This window comes from Kocuria sp. UBA5001 (genome assembly GCF_002398425.1).
Classification (GTDB): Bacteria; Actinomycetota; Actinomycetes; order Actinomycetales; family Micrococcaceae; genus Kocuria; species Kocuria salsicia.
This window is the reverse complement of sequence record NZ_DGYR01000009.1, coordinates 477,754-497,120: the sequence shown is the minus strand read 5'-3', so window position 1 is coordinate 497,120 and position 19,367 is coordinate 477,754. Positions and strand designations below refer to the sequence as shown.

The 19,367-nt window shown below is 71.4% G+C and carries 12 protein-coding genes; 5 read left to right on the top strand and 7 right to left on the bottom strand.

From position 1 onward, the window contains the following. Positions 1 to 135: 135 nt before the first annotated feature. A complete protein-coding gene (locus B3G12_RS06245; protein WP_144942105.1) occupies positions 136 to 3,120 on the bottom strand; it encodes a UPF0182 family protein in 2,985 nt (994 codons plus the stop codon). A gap of 108 nt (positions 3,121 to 3,228) precedes the next feature. Then, positions 3,229 to 4,311, bottom strand: coding sequence for a YlbL family protein (locus B3G12_RS06240; RefSeq protein WP_290499639.1), 1,083 nt, complete (start codon positions 4,309 to 4,311; stop codon positions 3,229 to 3,231). A gap of 347 nt (positions 4,312 to 4,658) precedes the next feature. Here B3G12_RS06240 and B3G12_RS06235 point away from each other — a divergent pair, with 347 nt between their 5' ends. Next, on the top strand, positions 4,659 to 6,248 hold the full coding sequence (locus B3G12_RS06235; protein ID WP_144942103.1) for a zinc-dependent metalloprotease: 1,590 nt from the start codon (positions 4,659 to 4,661) through the stop codon (positions 6,246 to 6,248). 201 nt (positions 6,249 to 6,449) lie between these two features. Here the strand turns inward: B3G12_RS06235 and B3G12_RS06230 are convergent, their stop codons facing one another. Continuing rightward, complete coding sequence (locus B3G12_RS06230) at positions 6,450 to 7,043, bottom strand: M48 family metallopeptidase (RefSeq protein WP_244944696.1); 594 nt, start codon at positions 7,041 to 7,043, stop codon at positions 6,450 to 6,452. A 104-nt stretch (positions 7,044 to 7,147) separates the two neighbouring features. Between B3G12_RS06230 and B3G12_RS06225 the strand changes: the two genes are divergently transcribed. Continuing rightward, positions 7,148 to 7,963: a hypothetical protein gene (locus B3G12_RS06225; protein WP_244944697.1), complete on the top strand. Its 816-nt coding sequence runs from the start codon at positions 7,148 to 7,150 to the stop codon at positions 7,961 to 7,963. Positions 7,964 to 7,989: 26 nt separating this feature from the next. Here the strand turns inward: B3G12_RS06225 and B3G12_RS06220 are convergent, their stop codons facing one another. Continuing rightward, positions 7,990 to 8,997: a LacI family DNA-binding transcriptional regulator gene (locus tag B3G12_RS06220; protein WP_145009541.1), complete on the bottom strand. Its 1,008-nt coding sequence runs from the start codon at positions 8,995 to 8,997 to the stop codon at positions 7,990 to 7,992. Positions 8,998 to 9,288: 291 nt separating this feature from the next. Here B3G12_RS06220 and B3G12_RS06215 point away from each other — a divergent pair, with 291 nt between their 5' ends. Together B3G12_RS06215 and B3G12_RS06210 are read left to right on the top strand one after the other, a co-directional pair. Next, on the top strand, positions 9,289 to 10,767 hold the full coding sequence (locus B3G12_RS06215) for a flavin-containing monooxygenase (protein WP_145009543.1): 1,479 nt from the start codon (positions 9,289 to 9,291) through the stop codon (positions 10,765 to 10,767). Further along, positions 10,764 to 11,588: an alpha/beta fold hydrolase gene (locus tag B3G12_RS06210; RefSeq protein ID WP_144942097.1), complete on the top strand. Its 825-nt coding sequence runs from the start codon at positions 10,764 to 10,766 to the stop codon at positions 11,586 to 11,588. Before B3G12_RS06215 ends, B3G12_RS06210 begins: the two co-directional genes overlap by 4 nt. 20 nt (positions 11,589 to 11,608) lie before the next feature. On the opposite strand, the gene B3G12_RS06205 is transcribed toward B3G12_RS06210, so the two are convergent. Further along, complete coding sequence (locus tag B3G12_RS06205; RefSeq protein WP_414672727.1) at positions 11,609 to 13,408, bottom strand: ATP-dependent helicase; 1,800 nt, start codon at positions 13,406 to 13,408, stop codon at positions 11,609 to 11,611. 2 nt (positions 13,409 to 13,410) lie between these two features. Further along, positions 13,411 to 14,385, bottom strand: coding sequence for an NAD(+) diphosphatase (gene nudC, locus B3G12_RS06200; protein ID WP_290499635.1), 975 nt, complete (start codon positions 14,383 to 14,385; stop codon positions 13,411 to 13,413). 85 nt (positions 14,386 to 14,470) lie between these two features. On the opposite strand from nudC, the gene B3G12_RS06195 reads away from it, so the two are divergent. Next, positions 14,471 to 15,787, top strand: a complete 1,317-nt coding sequence (locus B3G12_RS06195) for a macrolide 2'-phosphotransferase (RefSeq protein ID WP_290499634.1) — start codon at positions 14,471 to 14,473, stop codon at positions 15,785 to 15,787. On the opposite strand, the gene B3G12_RS06190 is transcribed toward B3G12_RS06195, so the two are convergent. Then, complete coding sequence (locus B3G12_RS06190; RefSeq protein ID WP_349678115.1) at positions 15,784 to 19,365, bottom strand: ATP-dependent DNA helicase; 3,582 nt, start codon at positions 19,363 to 19,365, stop codon at positions 15,784 to 15,786. The genes B3G12_RS06195 and B3G12_RS06190 overlap by 4 nt on opposite strands. Positions 19,366 to 19,367: the final 2 nt, after the last annotated feature.

Below are 19,367 nucleotides of genomic sequence, written 5' to 3'. Positions count from 1 at the left end.
GGAGGGTTGGCTGGTCGTGCAAATCGGGGGGTTCCCCCCGCCCGGCCTCACGTTCGGCACGTCCGTCCGACGCCCGACGAGCCAGGGGCGGCCCCCCGGAACCCGGGAGCCGCCCCTGGCGAGGGAAGCAGGTGCTCACTTCGAGGGCGAGGCGCCCTCCTGCTGCAAGGCGTCCTCGATGGCCTGCTGCAGCCGGTCCTGGGCCTCGCCGTACTTGGCCCAGTCACCGTCCTGCCGGGCCTTGTCCGAGTCCTTCATGGCGGTGTTCGCCTTGTCCAGGGCCTCCTGGAGCGAGGCCGAGCGCTCCGCGGACGACGATGTCGAAGGGGATGGGCTCGCGGTGGCTTTGGCCCCGTCGTCGCCGGAGCCGCTCGAACTCCCGCCCTGGGCCGCCTCCGCGGCCTTCTCGTCCACGCCCGCGCCCTTGTCCGTGGTGGCACCCGAATTGCCACCGAATACCTGGTCCAGCGCACCGTCGAGCGTGGGCGCGTAGCCGACCTTCTCGCCGAAGCCCACGAGGACCTTGCGCAGCGTGGGGTACGCGGCGTCGCCGGAAGACTGCACGTAGACCGGCTGGACGTAGAGCATCCCGTCACCGGCGGGCAGCGTCAGGAGGTTGCCGTTGATCACCTCGGACGCACCCTGGCGCAGCAGGTTCAGATCCTGCGACACGTCCGTGTCCGAGTTGAACAGGTTCTGGGCCTGCCCCGGACCGGGAACCACCGATGAGCGTGGCAGCTCCAGCAGCCGCAGCTTGCCGTAGTTCTCGTCCTTTACGCCCGCCTGGCCGGTACCCGCGTCCGCGTTCGCGGAGAGGTACCCGTACATCACGTTGCGGCTGTTGCCGGACTCGTTCTGCTGGGGGATGAACGAGGAGGTGAGCGAGAAGTTCGCCTCCTTCTCCCCCGGCATCCGCATGGACAGGTAGTACGGCGGCTGCGAGACGCTGCGGTTCTGCTGGGTGGGGTCGTTGGGGACGGACCAGACGTCGTCGTTCGCGTAGAAACTGTTGGCGTCCGTGACGTGGTACCTGTTCAGCAGGTCCCGCTGGACCTTGAACATGTCCTCCGGGTACCGCACGTGGGACATGAGGTCCGCAGACATCTCCGAGTACGGCTTCACTGTGCTCGGGAAGACCTTCTGCCAGGCCTTGAGCACCGGGTCCTCGTCATCCCAGGCGTAGAGGTCCACGGAGCCGTCGTAGGCATTGACGGTGGCCTTGACCGAGTTGCGGATGTAGTTCACCCGCTCCGGCGGCAGCGCGGCGGCCGTGCCCTGGGCGGTCTGCGTGTCCTGCGTTGCGTCCTGCAGGACTGACGGCGTGGAGTAGGGGTAGGACGCCGCGGTGGTGTACGCGTCCACGATCCACACCACCTTGTTGTCCACGATCGCCGGGTAGGGCTTCCCGTCCACTGTCAGGTACGGGGCCACCTTCTCCACGCGCTCCCGCGGGTTGCGGTCGTAGAGGATCTGGGAGTTCGGACGGACCGCGTCCGAGAGAAGCATGTCCGTGGACTGGAACTTGATGGAGTACGCGAGCTTGCTGAACAGGTTGCCCACGTTGGGCCCACCGTCACCGCTGAACGTGGTCTTCGCGTCCGCGGCGTCCCCCTCGTTGGTCTGGGGCCGGTCGAGCTCGAGCGGGGCGTCGCCCTCGCCGCCACCCACGATCGAGTACTCCGGGGAGTTCTGACCGAAGTAGATGCGCGGCTCGTAGTCGTCCGAGATCTGGCCCTTCGAGGGGATGCCAGCCTGCATGAACTGCGGCTTGCCGTCCTCCTGCACCCGTGAGCCGTAGGCCGCGACCACGCCGTAGCCGTGCGTGTAGACCACGGACTGGTTGTACCAGCCCTGGATCTGGTCCGGGTTCAGCTCGCGGGTGGCGATCACCGTGTCCTGCGTCTGGCCGTCGATGTCGTAGCGGTCCACGTTCAGGTTGTCCGCGAACTGGTAGTACGGCCGGAACTGCTGGAGCTGGGCGAACGCGGAGGAGACCACGTTCGGATCCAGCAGGCGGATGTTGGAGGTGGTCTCCGTGTCCTGACGCAGTGCGCCCTGCTCGGTCTTCGTGGTGGCGTCGTAGGGGGTGACCTCGGTGTCGTCCAGCCCGTAGGCCTGGCGGGTCATGGTGATGTTGCGCTGGATGTACTCGTTCTCGAGGGCCTGCTCAGTGGGCGTCACTTGGAATCGCTGGATGGCCCACGGGTACAGCCCGCCGGCCACCACTGCCACCACCACGAGCATCGCGGCGCCGATCAGCGGAAGCTTCCAGCGGCCGATGAACCCGGCCACGACGAAGAGGATGGCCACGAGGACGGCAGCGACGGCGAGGATCCCCTTGGTGGGAATCACCGCGTTGACGTCCGTGTAGAGCGCGCCCGTCCACTTGCCGGAGTTGGAGGTCAGGGTGGAGTAGCGGTCGAGCCAGAAGTTCACGGCCTGCAGGGCCAGGAACGCGGCCGCGATCGATCCCAGCTGCACGCGGGCCGCCCGGGTGGTGTCGATCCCGCGCTCGTGGATCCTGATGCCGCCGTAGACGTAGTGCATGAGCAGCCCACCCACCCCGGCGAGCAGCAGTGCCGTCACCAGGAACCCGAGGAGCAGGCGCAGAAACGGAATGGTGAAGACGTAGAACCCTAGGTCCAGGTTGAACTGCGGATCCGTCTGCCCGAACGGCTCCTGGTTGAAGAACAGCAGCACCGTCTTCCACTGGGAGGCGATCGTGGAGGCGGCGAAGAGCCCGAAGATCACGGGCACTGCCACCATGACGACCTTGCGCACCGGGTCCAGCGCCTGCTGGTACTTCTGCATGTTCTCGCTGATCCGCTCCTCACCGCGGGGGCGGTTGCGGTAGGCGAGCCACAGGCTGAGGAACATGAGGCCGGCCACGATCAGCGCGGCCACCACGAACAGCCCGACCACGGCGAGGTTCCGGGTGATGAAAACCCGCAGGTAGCCGAGCTGCTGGAACCACAGGACGTTCGTGTAGACCTGCGTGAAGCCCACGAACAGCGCGATGAGGACCACCACCGCAATCACCGTGGGCAGCAGTGCCCCTCGTTTGCGCCGGCCCGTCGCGGACCTGCTGGATGGACGGGGGGATGTGGATCCGGCGGTCACTGCATACCTCGTAGATTCCTGGGCGCGGCTGACGGTCTGTCGACGATCAGTGTCAACCTTATTGTGCTGAGCCCTTCTGACACGCGCAATTGCGCGGTGTCGGAGGTGTCACCGCGTGCCGCAGCTGGGCAGGTCCGTGACGTTGCCTGCGGCGGCGTGCTCCACCGAGTTCACGGCCTCGCCCAGGGTGTTCACCTCCACCACGGTGAGCCCGTCCGGGACGTGGTCCACCACCTCGTCGCAGTTCTGCGATGGCGCCAGGAAGTAGGTGGCCCCTGCGTCCTTGGCGCCCTCGAGCTTCTGGCGGATGCCTCCGATGGGACCCACCGTGCCGTCCGGGGAAATGGTCCCGGTCCCTGCGATGTGCTGGTCTCCTGCCATGGACCCGGGGGTGAGCTCCTCGATGATCCCGAGCGCGAACATCATGCCCGCGCTGGGTCCGCCCACCTGGTCGAGCTGGAAGTCCACGTCCACGGGGAAGTCGTAGTGGGGCACAAGGTACACGCCGAGCTGCCAGCGCGAATCGTCCGCATCCCGGGTGAGGGCCACGTGCCGGGTGGTCTCCTTCCCGTCCCTGCGCACCGTGATCTCGGCACCCCTGGCCCCGGCGGCATCCAGCTGCTTGCGAAGCCCGTCCAGGGACGTGACGCGCGTGCCGTTCACGGACACAAGCTCGTCCCCCGCCTGCAAGACGCCCTCCGCAGGCCCGCTGGCCACGAGTGCGTGCACGGTGAGCGTGGTGGTGAAGGGCTTGCCCAGGTAGGTCATGGCCGCGGCCACAGAGTCCTCCTGGGACGTGGTCATGGCAACGGCGTTGGACTCGTCCACCTGCTGGCCCGTGGTCTGCGGCGGGTAGAGCGTGTGCTCGGGAAGCACGGCCTCCGTGGGGTCCAGCCAGCCGAGGATCGCGTTGATGGAGTTGATCCGGCCGGAGGGCCCACCCTGGACGTAGACCGTGGTGAGGTCCAGCTGGCCGTTGCTCGGGTAGGTCTCGGCGCCCGTGATCTTCACGAGCTGCTTGTCGTCGTGGCTGCCCACGGTGTTGAACGTGGGTCCGGCGGCCTCGACCACGTACGGTGCGGGCAGCACCACACCGGCCACGAGCAGCACGCTCATACCGGCGAGCGCCGCCGAGGGCAACGACGGCCGTCGCACGCGTGCGCGCCACCGCCCCTTCTGCTCAGCTGTCACGTCTCGTTCCCTTCCCGCGGCCTCCTGGACCGCCCCATGGTACTCGGCGCGCCGCGCCCCGCTCCCCCCTGGTACGGGGTGACGACGCCGCGGGGTCGCCACGCGGCGTCGTCGTGCCCGGCACGTGCCCTCCCCCGCAGTCCCTGGGACGACGTCGCCCGGGTCGTGGACAGCTCCCCCGGCCAGTGGGTGCGGCAACCCCCTTGCCATGCGTCCCGGCGCCCATTCTCAAGTGGCTTGCAGGACCTGAGCCGTCAGCGAACCGGGAGCGGGAACAGTGGTTCGGGCTGGGGCCCTCCCGATAGTCTGGAAGCAGTCCCAGACTTCTTTCGATGATTGGCGGTCCCATGCCTTCGAATCCTCCCAACGACGAGAACGGGGAGAACCCCAAAGACCCGTTCCAGGAGATGTTCGAACGTCTGCTTGGCTCCGGCGCCATGAAGCCCGGTGACATGCCCGCCGGGATGCCCGTGGACCCGCAGGCCATGTCCATGATGTTCCAGCAGATCCGGTCCATGATGAGCTCCTCCGGCAGCGGTGAACCCGTGAACTGGGAGCTGGCCCACCAGAACGCCCGGCAGGCCGCCGCCCAGAAGGGCGATCCGTCCGTCACGGAGAAGCAGAAGGGCGCCGTGAGCGACGCCATGAAGCTCGCGGACCTGTGGCTCACGGAGAAGACCGCGTTCGGGGAGGCCCCGGTGCTGCCGTCCGCGTGGTCGCGAGCCGAGTGGGTAGAGGCCACGTGGCAGACGTGGCAGGAGATGTCCGCGCCGGTGGCCACCTCGGTGTCCAAGGCCATGACGGAGGCCCTCACCCAGCAGCTTCCGCCGGAGCTCTCCCAGGCCATGGGCGGTGCGGACCTCTCCGGGATGCTCGCCGGTGCCGGGTCCATGATGTTCGGCATGCAGCTCGGTCAGGCGGTGGGCGCGCTGTCGTGCGAGGTGCTCTCCTCCACGGACGTGGGGATCCCCCTGGCCAAGGACAAGTGCGCCCTGGTGCCGTCCAACGTGGCCGAGTTCAGCGAGGGGCTGGACCTGCCCGCCTCGGACGTCATGCTCTACCTGGCCATCCGCGAGGCCGCCCACACGCGCCTGTTCCACGGCGTCGCCTGGTTGCGCCAGTACGTGCTGGACCTCATCACGGCCTTCGCCTCCGAGATCCACATCGACATGGAGCGCATCGAGTCCATCGCCCAGGAGCTGGACCCCTCGGACCCCTCCGGCATCCAGGACGCCCTGACCTCCGGGGTCTTCAGCCCCGAGATGACGCCCAGCCAGGAGGCCACGCTGGCCAAGCTGGAGACCGTTCTCGCGCTCATCGAGGGCTGGGTCAACAGGGTCACTGTGGCCGCCACGCAGAACATCCCGTCCGCTCCCGCCCTCACCGAGATGATGGCGCGGCGCCGCGCGGAGGGCGGGCCCGCCGAGCGCACCTTCGGCTCCCTGGTGGGTCTCGAGCTGCGGCCACGCAGACTGCGCGAGGCGGCCGCCTTCTGGGCGTACCTGGAGGAGCAGCGCGGCACCACCGAGCGGGACGGCCTCTGGGAGTCCCCCGAGCTGCTGCCCACCGACGAGGACCTCGACGACCCCCAGGGCTTCGAGGAGCGCCGCGGACTGCTGACGGCCAGCGACGAGGAGATGGACGCCGCCCTCGAGAAGCTGCTCTCGGGCGGCTACGACGACGGGTCCGGGGCGTCCGGGTCGGAGACCACCGATTCGGAGGCCCCAGGTTCAGAGGCCGCCGGAGCACAAGGCAACGAATCTCAGGACGACAGCTCCCGGAGCAGCGGGTCTGCCAACAGCGGTGCTCCGGACAGCGGGGCTTCTGACGACGGCACTGCGGACGACGGAGCTTCGAACGACGGGCCCGGGAAGAACGGGCCGCAGGGCCAGGATCCCGCCGATGGCACCGACCCCGAGGGGCCCTCCGCGCGCTGAGACGGGGCCGGTGTCCGGCGGACCGGCCACCACGGGTCCGCCGGGTCTGTTCGGTCCACCAGGTGTGCTCGGTGCGCTCGATCCGCCGGGTCTCCTTGACCTGCCCTGCTCTCCCGATCCGCTGAGAACGCGGTGGTCCACCAGACGCGGCTGGGTCCACCAGGCGCCGTGCGGGCCCCGGGCACGACGCCAGCCCGGGGCCTACCGGGGCTGAGTACTGGCAACGCTATCCTCGGGCTCCCCGGCCCCGTGACGCTCTGCCCATGCGACGCCGTCCAAGAACTGGGCGGCGTCGTTCGCTCTGGGATGGCGCCGCGCCAGCTCCCAGAAGCGCTCGTTGTGGTGCGCCTCCAGCAGGTGGACGAGTTCGTGCAGCACCACGGTCTCAAGAACCCATGAGGGCGCGTCCGCGAGGCGCCGGGCAATCCTGATGGTTCCCGTGCTGGGCGTGGCCGAGCCCCAGCGCGTGTGCTGCCGCGCGGACCACCGCACGCTCGTGGGTCGCGCCGCGCCGTCCAGGTACGTGCGGGACAGCCGCTGGGCCATCTCCTCCAGCGCGGTGTCGGTCGATCGCTGCCGGGCCGCGGCCTCCGCCGTCCGACGCTTCGCCACCACCTTGGGGACCAGCGTGCTGCTCCAGTGCGCGATCTGCGCCCGGGTGGCCCGCTGGGGCACCGCAAGTACGATCGCCTCCCCGCTGAAGTGGGCGCTCACGGTCTTGGTGCGTCGCGCGCTGCGCTGCACGATGATCTCCGGCATGTCCTGCGCCTGCTGGGGGGCTCGTCTCCTGGGCATGTCACCAGTCCACCACCCCACCCGGGCGTGGCCAAAGCCGATCCGCCCTGTGGATTACCCGCGGCGCCTGGCCCGGCGCCTGGTTCGCGTCGAACAGTGGTGCCATGACTCAGCGCACGTCCACCGTCCGCGCCACCTCGGCATCACCACCCAAAAACTTCGCGGGGCCGGGCGCCGCCGTGCCGAGGGTGGACGATGTCCGGGTGCTCCTCACCGGGCTCGACCCGCTCGCGGCGGCGGTGGCCCTCGCCCTGGCGGACGCCGGGGTCTGTCTCTTCGACGTCAACGACCGGTCTCGCGTGCTCGCCCTGGACGCCCTCGACGGGCCCTACCCCGCGCAGACGGAAGGACTGCCCCGGGAGCTCGCCATGCGCGCCATGCTCCGGCGGCGCTCCCCGCGCTGCGTGCCCCTCACCGCGCCGGAGCTCTTTCCGAGCGCCGCCGTGGGCGGGGCAGTCGCGGTCCACGCGTGGTCGGTGGCGGGCGATCTCCTGGCGGATCTCAGAGAGCCCCCGGTGCCGGACGTGGATGGGCACCTGCCCACCCTCACGGTGCTCACGGACGGCGCGTGCGTGGTGCGCTGGCCCGTGACGGACTGGGCGCACCGGCCGTGCCGCAGCTGCGTGACCGGTGCTGCCCGCCACGCCCGCGCGTTCGTCCGCGAGCACCCGCTGGTGGCGACCGCACCCGCCCTCTCGGAACGCGCGCAGCCCTTCCGCCGGGTGACCCGCACCGTGGTGGCAGGCGAGATCGCGGGAATCCTGCTGTCCCTCGCGCTCGGTTTCGACGACGCCGCGGAGCTCGGTGAACCTCCAGCGGGACAGTGCCTCGCGGGGCCCACCCTGCACCACGGCCTGCGGCGGATTCTGCTGCCGCCCGAGCCCGGATGCCTGTGCTCGCTGTCCTTCATGGGCCCGTGAAGCGTGTCGCCTGGGCCCGCGGTGGGTCAGACGGAATCACGGTCCACGAGGATCGCTCCGCCGCTGGACGGCGCAGGCGGTGTCGGACTCCCGGCAACGAGCGCCGTGACGACGTCCACGATGTAGCGCGCGGTGACCTCTGGATCCAGCGCCACCATGGTCAGCGGCGGATCGGCCAGGGCCGCCGCTGCGGAGTCGCTGACGCCCACCACCGCGAGGTCTTCCGGGGCGCGCCACCCCAGTCGTCGCATACCGGCCAGCACGGCCAGCGCCGCAGTGCTGTCGTGTGCGCAGATCCCCGTGACCCCGGGCGCACTGGCACGCCACTGCTCCAGTGCCTGCGCGGCTCGCGACGGATCCGCGGGCAACCTGATCACGCCGGGTGCGGGAAGGCCGCGCTGCTCGCACTCACGGCGAAGCACCTCGCAGCGCCACTGGGATGCACCGTGCATGTGGTCTGCCCCCGTGACCGCGTAGCCGAGCCGGTGGTGGCCGGCGGCCACGAGCCGTCCCACCTGGAGCCGTGCGCTGTCCTGCTCCCTCGCGCCGGTGACCCACCGGCCTATCGCGTCCGTGCCCGTCCAGGAGGCCACGCCGCGCACGCCGTTGCCGCGCATCAGCTGCGCGTCCTCGTCCGTCAGGTCCCACGCGAGCACCGCGGCCGGGGTGACGGAGGACCACACCTGCGCCGCGGGGCGGCGGGTCCACGCGTGGATGACCATTGACAGCCCGGCCTCGTCGAACAGCATGGAGAGCCGCTCCACGATCCGCCCTATCTCCTCGGTCAGGGAACGGGCGGGCGGCAGGTAGACGAGCACGGACGTGGAACGGCCCCGGCTGAGCGCCCGCGCCTCGGCCGACGGCGCGTAGCTGAGCTCTCGCGCCGCGGCGAGCACGCGGCGTCGGGTCTCCGCGGAGATCGACTGGGTGGGGGTGTCGTTGAGCACGAAGCTCACGGTGGTGCGCGAGACGCCCGCCAGCCGCGCGACGTCCGCACTCGTGGCCCGCCGGGGCGAGATCTCCTGACCGTCCATACGCGTGCTCCTTCTCCCGCCGTGCTCCGCCCAGGGCAGACGCGCTGGATGCACCACCGCGCACCCTGGTCCTCCGATGCACAGATGCACCGGTGCTTTGAGCTTCTGACAGCCTGGCCCCTGACGCCCTTGATGTGACCTGTTACACTCGGTGCCACAGACACTAACACGCGTTAGTACACCCGCCCGACACCGGGCCGTGCACGCAGTCGGCACAGTGGGCAGGGCACCGGCTGGCAGCGGCGGGACACCGAGCACATCAGCACAGGACCACAGGGAGTGGGACGCACCATGAGCACGTACGACGTTGACGTGATCGTCGTCGGCGCAGGCATCTCGGGCATCGGGGCCGCGCGCGAACTTGCGGGAACCGGGCGGACGGTCGCCGTCCTGGAGGCCCGGGACGACCTCGGGGGCACGTGGGACCTCTTCCGCTACCCCGGCATCCGCTCCGACTCGGACATGGCCACCTTCGGCTACCGCAGCCACCCCTGGACCGGGGAGCGCAGCCTGGCCACCGGCGACACCATCCTCGAGTACCTGCGCGAGGCCGCGGACGAGGCGGGTGTCACCTCCGAGATCCGCTTCGGACAGCGGGTCCGCAGCGCGCAGTGGTCCTCCGAGACCAGCACCTGGACAGTCACCCACGAGGACGTCCACACCGGGGAGACCTCGCGACTGAGCTCGCGCTGGCTGTTCATGGCCACCGGCTACTACCGCTACGACGAGGGCTACACGCCCGAGTGGCCGAGCCTGCAGGAATTCCGGGGCACGGTCATCCACCCCCAGCACTGGCCCGAGGACGTGGACGTGGCAGGCCGGCGCGTCGTCGTGATCGGCAGCGGCGCCACGGCCGTGACCCTGCTCCCGGCGCTCGCCGAGCGCGGCGCGCACGTGAGCATGCTGCAGCGCTCCCCCTCCTACGTGGCCTCCGTGCCCGGCAGGGACACCGCGGGCATGAAGCTGCGCTCCTGGCTCCCGCCGCGCCTGGCCGGGGAGGCCAACCGGTGGCGCAACATCGCACGCGGGATGTTCATCTACGAGTTCAGCCGCCGCCGCCCACAGGCCATGCGCGAGCTGCTGCACAAGGGCGCGGTGAAGCACCTGGGTCCCACCTTCCCCGTGGACGAGCACTTCACCCCCGAGTACGACCCGTGGGACCAGCGGCTGTGCGCCGCCCCGGACGGCGACTTCTTCCGGGCCATCCGCGAGGGCGACGCCGAGGTGGTCACCGACACCATCGAACGCTTCACCGCGGACGGCATCGACCTCACCTCCGGACGGCACCTGCCGGCAGACGTGATCGTCACCGCCACCGGCCTGAACGTGCAGTTCTTCGGGGCCGTGGACGTCCAGGTGGACGGCCAGCACGTGGATCCTGCCACGCGGGTGAGCTACCGGGGCATGATGCTCGACGGCGTGCCGAACCTCGCCTTCGCGATCGGCTACACCAACTCGTCGTGGACGCTGCGCGTGGATCTCATCACCGACTACTTCCGTCGGCTGCTGGACCAGACGGACCGCCGGGGCGCCGTGGCCGTGACGCCGCGCTACAAGGGGCCGCGGTCCCAGCTGCGCCCCCTGATCGACCTGGCCTCCGGCTACATCCAGCGCGGCGCCCACCTGCTCCCCCGCCAGGGTCCGGACGGGGCGTGGCACGTGCGGCAGAACTACCTGCGGGACAAAGTCCTGTTCCGACCGGGCAGCGAGCGCGACGGGCAGCTCGAGTTCACACCGGCCACCCCTGAGACCGCGGCGGTGGCGTCGTGAGCGCTCGGCTGAGCAACGACATCGCGTACCGCGTGGGCGGGCAGGGCGCCCCGGTGCTGCTCATCCACGGCATCGGCCGCAGCCGCGCCGACTGGCAGGCCCAGCACGAGCTGCTGGAGGACTCCTTCCAGGTGTGGAGCGTGGACCTCCCGGGCTTCGGGGACTCCCCCGCCCCGGACGGCGGCATGACCCTGGAACGCCTGGCGGGCGACGTCGCTGGGTTCCTCCGCGCGCAGGGCGTCGCCCCGGCCCACGTGGTCGGCAACTCCCTGGGCGGCGCCGTGGCGATGCAGCTCACCGCGGACCACCCGGAGCTCGTGCGCAGCCTGCTGCTCGCGGACTCCGCCGGCTTCGGCCGCGGTGTGAGTCCCGCGCTGCGCCTGGCGAGCATCCCCGGTCTGGGCGAGCGCGCCATGCGCCCCAGCCGTGAGGGCGCCAGGCGCTCCGAACGCGCGATGTACCACGACCCCGCCTTCGTCACCGAGGAGCGTGTGCAGCACGGCTACGAGCTGGCCGGGCGCCCCGGCGGCACGGACGCGTTCCTGGGGATGCTGCGCTCGCTCGGTGGAGTCGCGGGCGTGAAGGGTGGCTGGCGCAGGGCGCTGCTCCCCCGCGTCCGGGCCACCGGCGTGCCCGTGCTCATCGTGTGGGGCGACAAGGACACGGTGCTGCCGTTCCGGCACATGGCGCGCGGCGCCAAGGCCCTGGGCGCTCGCACCCACCGCTTCGCGGACACCGGGCACGGGCCACAGATCGAGCGTGCTGAGGACTTCGCGCACCTGGCGCGCGAGTTCTGGGACGAGGTGGACCACCGGGGCTGAGCCGCCGCGGCGTCGTCGTCCTACCGGGAACGACGGCGCGCGGGCGCGCCCGACGCCGGGGGCAGCACGGCGTCGAGGAACCGCGAGCGCGAGCGGTTCGGGCGCCCACCCGGCGTGCGCGAGAGCGACCACGAGAACACGAGGTGCTCGCGCGCTCGGGTGATCCCCACGTAGAGCAGACGCCGTTCCTCGTCCACGGCCTCCGGGGTGTCCGCGAAGGAGATGGGCATGAGCCCCTCGGAGAGCCCGGCGAGGAACACCGCGTCCCACTCGAGGCCCTTCGCGGAGTGCATCGAGGCCAGCGTGACCCCGTCCATCACGGGTGCCTCCTGGGTGGTGGCGCGGCGCTCCAGCTCCTGGGCGAAACCCGCGAGTGACAGCGTCTCGTCCTTGTCCGCCGCGCGGGCGGCCATGGTGTCCGACAGCGAGACGAGGGCGCGCAGCGACTCCCACCTGGCCCGCGTGGCGCTGTCCGAGCGCGGTGCGCGGTCGCTGTAGCCGAGCGAGCGCAGCATGTCCCGCACCTGCTGGGGCACGTCCGCCCGGTCCGCGCCCTCGGTGCGGACGGCGGAGCGGATCTGCACGATGGCCTGGCGGATCTCGGGGCGGTTGAAGAACCGCTCCGAGCCGCGCAGCTGGAAGCCGATGTCGGCGTCCGCGAGCGCCGCCTCGAAGACCTGCGACTGCCCGTTGGTGCGGAACAGGACGGCAATCTCGTGGGGCGCCACGCCGTCGTCGATGAGATCCCGGACACGGACCGCGACGCCGGCGGCCTCGGCCTCGTCGTCCGGATACTCGTTCCAGGTGGGCTCGGGCCCCGCCGGGCGCTGCGAGACGAGCCGCAGCGGGGTGGCCCATGTGTCCGGCGCGGTGCCGAGTGTGGGGCGGCGGGCCGCGAGCAGCCTGTTGGCGGTGTTGACCACCTGCGGGCTCGAGCGGTAGTCCCGCACGAGCTCCACGACCGTGGCACCCGCGTAGCGCGCCGGGAACTCCAGCAGGTGCCGGGACGTGGCCCCGGTGAACGAGTAGATGGTCTGGGAGGCGTCCCCCACCACGCAGAGGTCGTCCCGGGAGCCAAGCCACGCGTCGAGAAGGCGCTGCTGCAGCGGGGAGACGTCCTGGTACTCGTCCACCACGAACTGGCGGTACTGGGAGTGCACCGCCGCCGCGATCCGCTCGTCCTCCTCCAGGATGCCCACGGTGATCAGCAGGACGTCCTCGAAGTCGATGAGGTGGCGGTCCGCCTTGAGGTCCTCGTAGGACTGGTAGAGCCGCTGCATGGTGCGCACGTCCCAACCCGCGGGCATGTCACGGCCCTCCGCCGCCTGGACATAGGTGTCCGGGGTGAGCATGGTGACCTTCGCCCACTCGATCTGCGCGGCGACGTCACGGACGGTCGCGCGGTCCGTGGTGAGCCTCATGGCCTGCGCCGCCTCGGTGATCAGCCGGGCCTTGTGGTTCACGATCTCCGGGGGCGGCCCGCCCACGGCCTGCGGCCAGAAGTACTGCAGCTGCCGCAACGCAGCCGAGTGGAAGGTGCGGGCCTGCACGCCCGGGGCCCCGAGCACGCGCAACCGCTGCCGCATCTCGTTGGCCGCCCGCGCCGTGAAGGTCAGGGCCAGGGTCTTCTGCGGGGTGTACACACCGGAGGCGATCCCCCACGCGATCCGGTGCGTGATCGCTCGCGTCTTTCCCGTGCCCGCTCCGGCCCGGACGCACACCGGCCCGTGCAGGGTGGTGGCCACGGCTCGCTGCTCCGGGTCCAGCCCGCCCAGGATCCGCTCTTCCGCGCTCTGCTCCTCGACACGCTGCTCCGCCACGCTCACCACCCGGTCTCTGGCAGCTTGTGACCGAGCCAGCTGACGATCAGGGCGTGTGCGATGGACACGGCGCCCGGCAGGGTGACGGTGCCGTCCGTGACAGCCGCCACGAGCTCCTCCCGGGTGAACCAGCGGACCTCGAGGATCTCCTCGCCGTCCGCCACGGCGGCGTCGGAACTCGCAAGAGCCCGGAAGCCGAGCATCAGGGAGCGCGGGAACGGCCAGGGCTGCGAGCCCTGGTACTGCACCGTGTGCACGGTGATCCCCGCTTCCTCCCCGACCTCGCGGACCACCGCCTGCTCCGCGGACTCCCCAGGCTCCACGAAACCCGCGAACGTGGAGTACATGTTGCCGGCCCATGCCGCCGAGCGGCCCAGCAGGACGCGCTGCGAGGCGGGGTCCGGGCCGTCCTCGACCACCGCCACGATGATCGCTGGATCCGTGCGGGGGAAGTGCAGAGAGTCGTCTTCGAGGCAGCGCCGGGCCCACCCGGAGCGGATGCTCTGCGTGAGCGCCCCGCAGCGAGGACACCGCGGGTGGTCGCGGTGCCACAAGGCCACCGCCTGCGCCGTGACGAGCAACGACGTCTGCTCGGGGTCCACCACGGTGGCCAGCGTGCGCAGCCCCTCCCACCGGGCACCGTCGAGACCGGACAGCTGGGTGTCCTCGGGGAAGGTGCGCAGGATCACCTGGGTGCCGTCCGCCAGGCGGCCCAGGTACACGTCCGGGCGGCGGACATCATCCGTGGGTCCCGGGACCTCCGCCACGAGCGGGAGGACCAGGGCGCCGTCGCGCGCGGGGGCCTGGGAGCCCCGCAGCACGAGCACCCGCGCGGTGGGCGAGGCGAGCGCCTCAGCCACGAGATCACTGTGCTCCCGGGCGACCGCGTCCCGGTCGAACGGGCGCCCGGCGAAGGGCAGCTGGGCGTCGTCGAGCAGTGGCGCGACGGCGCCGGGACGGTCCTGGGATGAGATCACCCGACCACTGTAGACCGGGGTCCGGACATCCTCACGGGCCGCGGTGGACAGCCCGCCCCGGGCCGAGGCCGGTAGGGTGGGTGAGGTGAGGACGACCCCCGAATTGCTAGCCGCCGTGGCGGCCGCAGCCGTGCCCGGGGTGGCCCCTGTGGCCACCGGTCCCTCCCCCGACGACCCCGCGGACTTCCGCTCGTGCATCATCCAGGACGCGGACGGTCGGCGCTGGCGCGTCCGCAGCCCCCTGAACACCGAGTCGAGCATGCGCCTCGAGACGGAGCACCTGGTGCTGCAGGCCTTCACACCCTCCGTACGCGCCCGCCTGCCCTTCCACCTGCCTTCCGTGGCCGGCTCCGTGGCGCACAACGGGCTGCGCACCTTCGTGTACTCGCACCTGCCCGGGCACACCCTCAGCCTTCGGCAGCTGCAGCAGCAGAACGAGGACCCCGAGCCGCCCCTGCACGTGCCCTCCCCGAGTGCCGCGCCACGGGCACCGCTGGCGGTGCAGCTCGGTCGCGCGCTCGGGACCCTGCACTCTCTGCCCCGCGCCCTCGTCATGGACGCGGACCTTCCCGCCTACTCTGCGGAGCAGTGCCGCAAGCGGATGCTGCACGACCTCGACCAGGCGGCCACCACCGGGCTGATCCCCGGTGAGCTGCTGCGCCGCTGGGAGGACGCGTTGGAGGACACCACCCTCTGGCAGTTCTCCACCCGCGTGGTCCACGGCGACCTGCACGAGGACAACGTCACCGTGGACCACGGGGCGCTCGTCTCCTTCACCGGCTGGAGCGACCTGCATGTGGGCGACCCGGCCCAGGACTTCTCGTGGCTCGTGGGCATGGCAGACCCGACCTTCGTGGACACCGTGCTCGAGGCGTACTCCGTGAGCGCGGTGCAGCCGCCGGACCGCCACCTGCTGCGGCGCGCGCACCTCAAGGCCGAGTTCGCGCTCGCCGAGTGGCTCGTGCGCGGCGTGGACCGCGGGATCCCGTCCATGGTGGACAACGCCGAGCGCATGCTCGCCACGCTCGCGCAGGACGTCCGCGCAAGTGCCTCGCCGACCCCGGGGGTGGACGCGCCCGGTGCTCGGGCCACGGTGGACGCGACGGTGACGGGCCTCGATGTGGACGAGCACGGTCCGTCGCCCCTCGGCCGAACGACCGGCCGGGTCGGGTCGTGGGGGCGTCCCGCGGCATCGGACCTGGACGGCCCGTCCGCTCCCGACAGTGTGCCGGGCCCGGGTGCTGCGGAGAACGCGGACGGCGTGGCGACCGGGACACAGGGAACGGCTTCTACAGCCCCCGGAGCCACATCCGCGGGCGACGACGGGCCCCGGCTCCGGCCCGCCCGTCCCGGGAACGGTGGTTCGACCGCCGCCGCGGTGAGCCGGCGCACCGACGCCTAGTTCCCAGCCTCCTCCGCCGGATTCGACCGCCGCGTCCGGCCGGGCCAGGTCTCGGAGCCCGGGCCCCGATCCGGGTCCTGATCCGAGCCAGGGACGCCCCTCTGGTAGAGGGACTCCACGATCCGCTCGAGCTCACGCTCCCCGGCGAGGTCGTGGGGACGGACCACCTCGTCCGCGGCCACGTAGTAGAACGCGGCGGACACCCGTTCCAGGGGCACGTCCTGCAGCCTTGCGAAGGCCAGCCGGTACAGGGCCAGCTGCCCCGCCTTGCGCCGCAGGTCCCGTCCTCGCGGCACCCGGCCGGTCTTCCAGTCCACGAGCTCCCAGCCGTCCCCTGTGCGGAACACGGCGTCGATGCGGCCGCGCACGGTGAGCGAGCCCACCGGGGTCTCCACGGGGAGCTCGATCGCATAGGGCTGCAGGGTGGCCCACGGACTGCGCCGAAAGGTCTCCGTGAGACGGGGCAGGTCGAGGTCCTCGTCCACGTAGTCGTCCGAGCCGGGCAGCTCGTCGAGGTCGAAGATGGCCGTGTCCCCGAAGAAGTCCTCGACCCACGAGTGGAACGCGGTCCCCGCGCGGGCGGCGGTGCCCGGACGGCGCGGCATGGGCCGCCGCAGGGTGCTCACGAACTCCTCGGGGTCCGTGTCCATGGCCACCAGTGCGGAGGCTGACACGTGGGACGGCATGTGGACGGTCCGCAGCTCGTCGGTGGCCTCACGACGCGCCAGCAGCAGCTCCGCCTCCCGCCGCCACCGGGTCACGAGATCTCCCGCGGGGCCGCACTCGAGATCCTGGTCCGTGAGGTCGCGCGTCGCGTCGAAGCCACCCTCGCGCACGGCACGGGCCGCGCCGTCCAACCGGGCGCGACGCCCCCGGTGCGCCGGCGGCAGCACAGTCTCCGTGAGCTCCCCCTCTGCGTCCCGCGCGGTGCGCACGATCTCCGGGCCCTCGACGGGGTCGTAGGGCCACAGGGCGCTGACCCGGGTGTCCAGCTGCGGGTTGGCGGTACCGGGTTCCGGTTCCACCCACGGTCCGAGCTCGATACCCGCGCTGACCCCCTCTGCAAGCTCCCGCGCCTCGAGCAGGAACGGCGACGGGTCCTTCGCACCCTTGGAGGCCCCCCGGAAGACGCTCCCGGACAGTTCAAGGAGGGACTTGGCGCGCGTGAACGCGACGTAGGCGAGGCGCCTCTCCTCTGCCAGGTCGTGCTCCGAGACGTCCTCCAGGAACTCGGCGAAGGACTCCTCCAGCTCCCGCACGTCCTCGGTGCGCGCCTCCCACTGGGGCAGCTGGTGGGCGTCCCCACGCAGGGGCCACGGCAGCTTGGCCGCCTCCCCCGTCCACGCGGACGGGTTCTTGCTGGGGAAGTCGTCCCGGTTGAGCCCGGGCACGTGGACATGGTCCCACTCGAGCCCCTTGGAGGCGTGCACCGTGAGCAGCTGGACGGCGTCGTGCCGGGTGTGCGACGGCGGCAGCTCCAGACCGTTCTCCTCGTGGGAGGCCGCCTCCAGCCACTCGAGGAACGCCGGGACGTCGTGCGTGCGCGTGGTGGCCGTGAACTGTACGGCCTGGTCGTGGAAACCGTCCAGGTTCCGCCGAACGTGCACCGGATCCGTGTCCGGCAGGGCGGCGAGCTCCACGTCCAGGCCCAGGACCATCTCCACCTCGTGGAGCACACTGGTCAGTTCGTCTCCGAGCACCTGTCGCAGCTCCCGGACATCCTGGCGCAGCGCCCGCAGCCTTCGCATCCCCTCCGGGGTGATGCTGCGACCCCGCGGGGACACCCAGTCCTCGCGGGGCAGGGTCTCCAGGGCTTCGATCAGGCTCGCCCGGTCCACGATGTCCGCCATGACGACCGTCTCCTCGGCTGCGTCGGTCCCACCCGGTGCGTGCTCACCCGTGGCGTTCCCGCCCGTGATGTCCCCGGCGGGACCGCCGTCGGCGCGGGTGGGATCGTCGGTCTCGCCCCGGGCCGCGCGCTCGTGGCCTCGTTCGAGCGCCGCGGCCCAGTCGCCGAGGGCCGCGAGGTCCCGGGTGCCGAGCCGCCAGCGGGCGCCGGTCAGCAGCCGGGCGAGCGCGTCCGAGCGGCCCGGATCCGTGAGCACGTACAGCATGGCGACGACGTCGCCGACCTCCGGGGTGTCCAGCAGCCCGCCCAGGCCCACCACCTCGTAGGGGATGTCCAGCGCCTCGAGCTCCAGGCGCAGGGGCTCGAACTGGGCCCGACGGCGGCACAGCACCGCCATGGTGGGCATCTCCTCGAGGGGCTGGCCCTTGTGCGCAGCACGCTGTTCGTGGATGCGGCCGGCGACCTCCCGAGCCTCCTCCGTGTCCGTGAGGAACCTGCTGACCCGGACCCTGCCCCGCACCGCGCCCGGGGCGGGGTCGAGTGCGGGGACCTCCACGGTGGCGGCCGAGCGGCTCCACGGCGGGGGTGTGCGCAGGGGCTGGGCCACGGTGTTGGCCACGTCCAGCACCGAGAGACTGTTGCGCCACGCGGTGGTGAGGAAACTGGTGTCCGCGAACTGTGCCGGGTCCTCCTCGGAGGCCCCTCTGCGCGGGAAGTTCTCCACGAAGCTGAACAGCTGCCCGGAGGACGCGCCACGGAACCCGTAGATCGACTGCTGCGGGTCCCCCACCGCCATGACGCAGTGCCCCTCCCCGAACAGCCCGGCGAACAGGGCCAGCTGGGCGTGGGATGTGTCCTGGAACTCGTCCAGGAGGACCACACGGAAACGGTCCCGCTCGACGGCGCGGGCATGGGGGTCCACCTGCACGATCCGGGCGGCCAGGGCGAGCAGGTCCCCGTAGTCCAGTGCGGAGTCGACTCGCTTCACGGCGTGGAAGCGCTCCACGAGCTCCGCGAGGACCTCCGTCTGCTCCATTCGGGCCAGTGCGTCGTTGACCTTGCCCCCGGGGCTGCGCTTGCGGCCGGCAGGGGGAGCGCCCTGGCAGCGCAGCCGCAGGTTGTGGACGTACTCGCGCACGCGGTGGGCGTCCACCAGGTGCTCGGACGCCTCGGAGGCGAGCTTCATCAGTCCCGTGGTGAGTGTGGAGGCCGCCGGAACCTTTGCGGGCAGGGGCCCGTCCCAGCCCTGGACGAGGTCGTGGGCCAGCTGCCATGCCTGGGCCTGCCCGAGCAGCACGGTGTCCGACTCCACGCCGAGTCTCAGGCCGTAGCTGCGCACCAGGGAGTTCGCGTAGGAGTGGTAGGTGCTCACGGTGGGTTCCTGAACGGCCTCCGGGGCGCCGTCCCCGTCGTCCGGCTCGGTGATCAGCCCCGTGGCGCGCAGCTTGCGCAACTTGTGGTTGATCCGCTGGGAGAGCTCGCCGGCGGCCTTGCGGGTGAACGTGACGCCGAGGATCTCCTCCGGCTGCGCGAGCTCGTTGGCCACGAGCCACGCCACGCGGTCCGACATGGTGGTCGTCTTGCCCGACCCCGCTCCCGCCACCACCAGCCGGGGCGTCAGCGGCGAGGAGATCACCGTCGACTGCTGCTCGGTGGGCGGGTGCTCCCCCAGCGCCTCGGCGATCTGCTCCGGCGAGTACCGGACCTTTTCCTCAAAGTTCTGCTGCACGG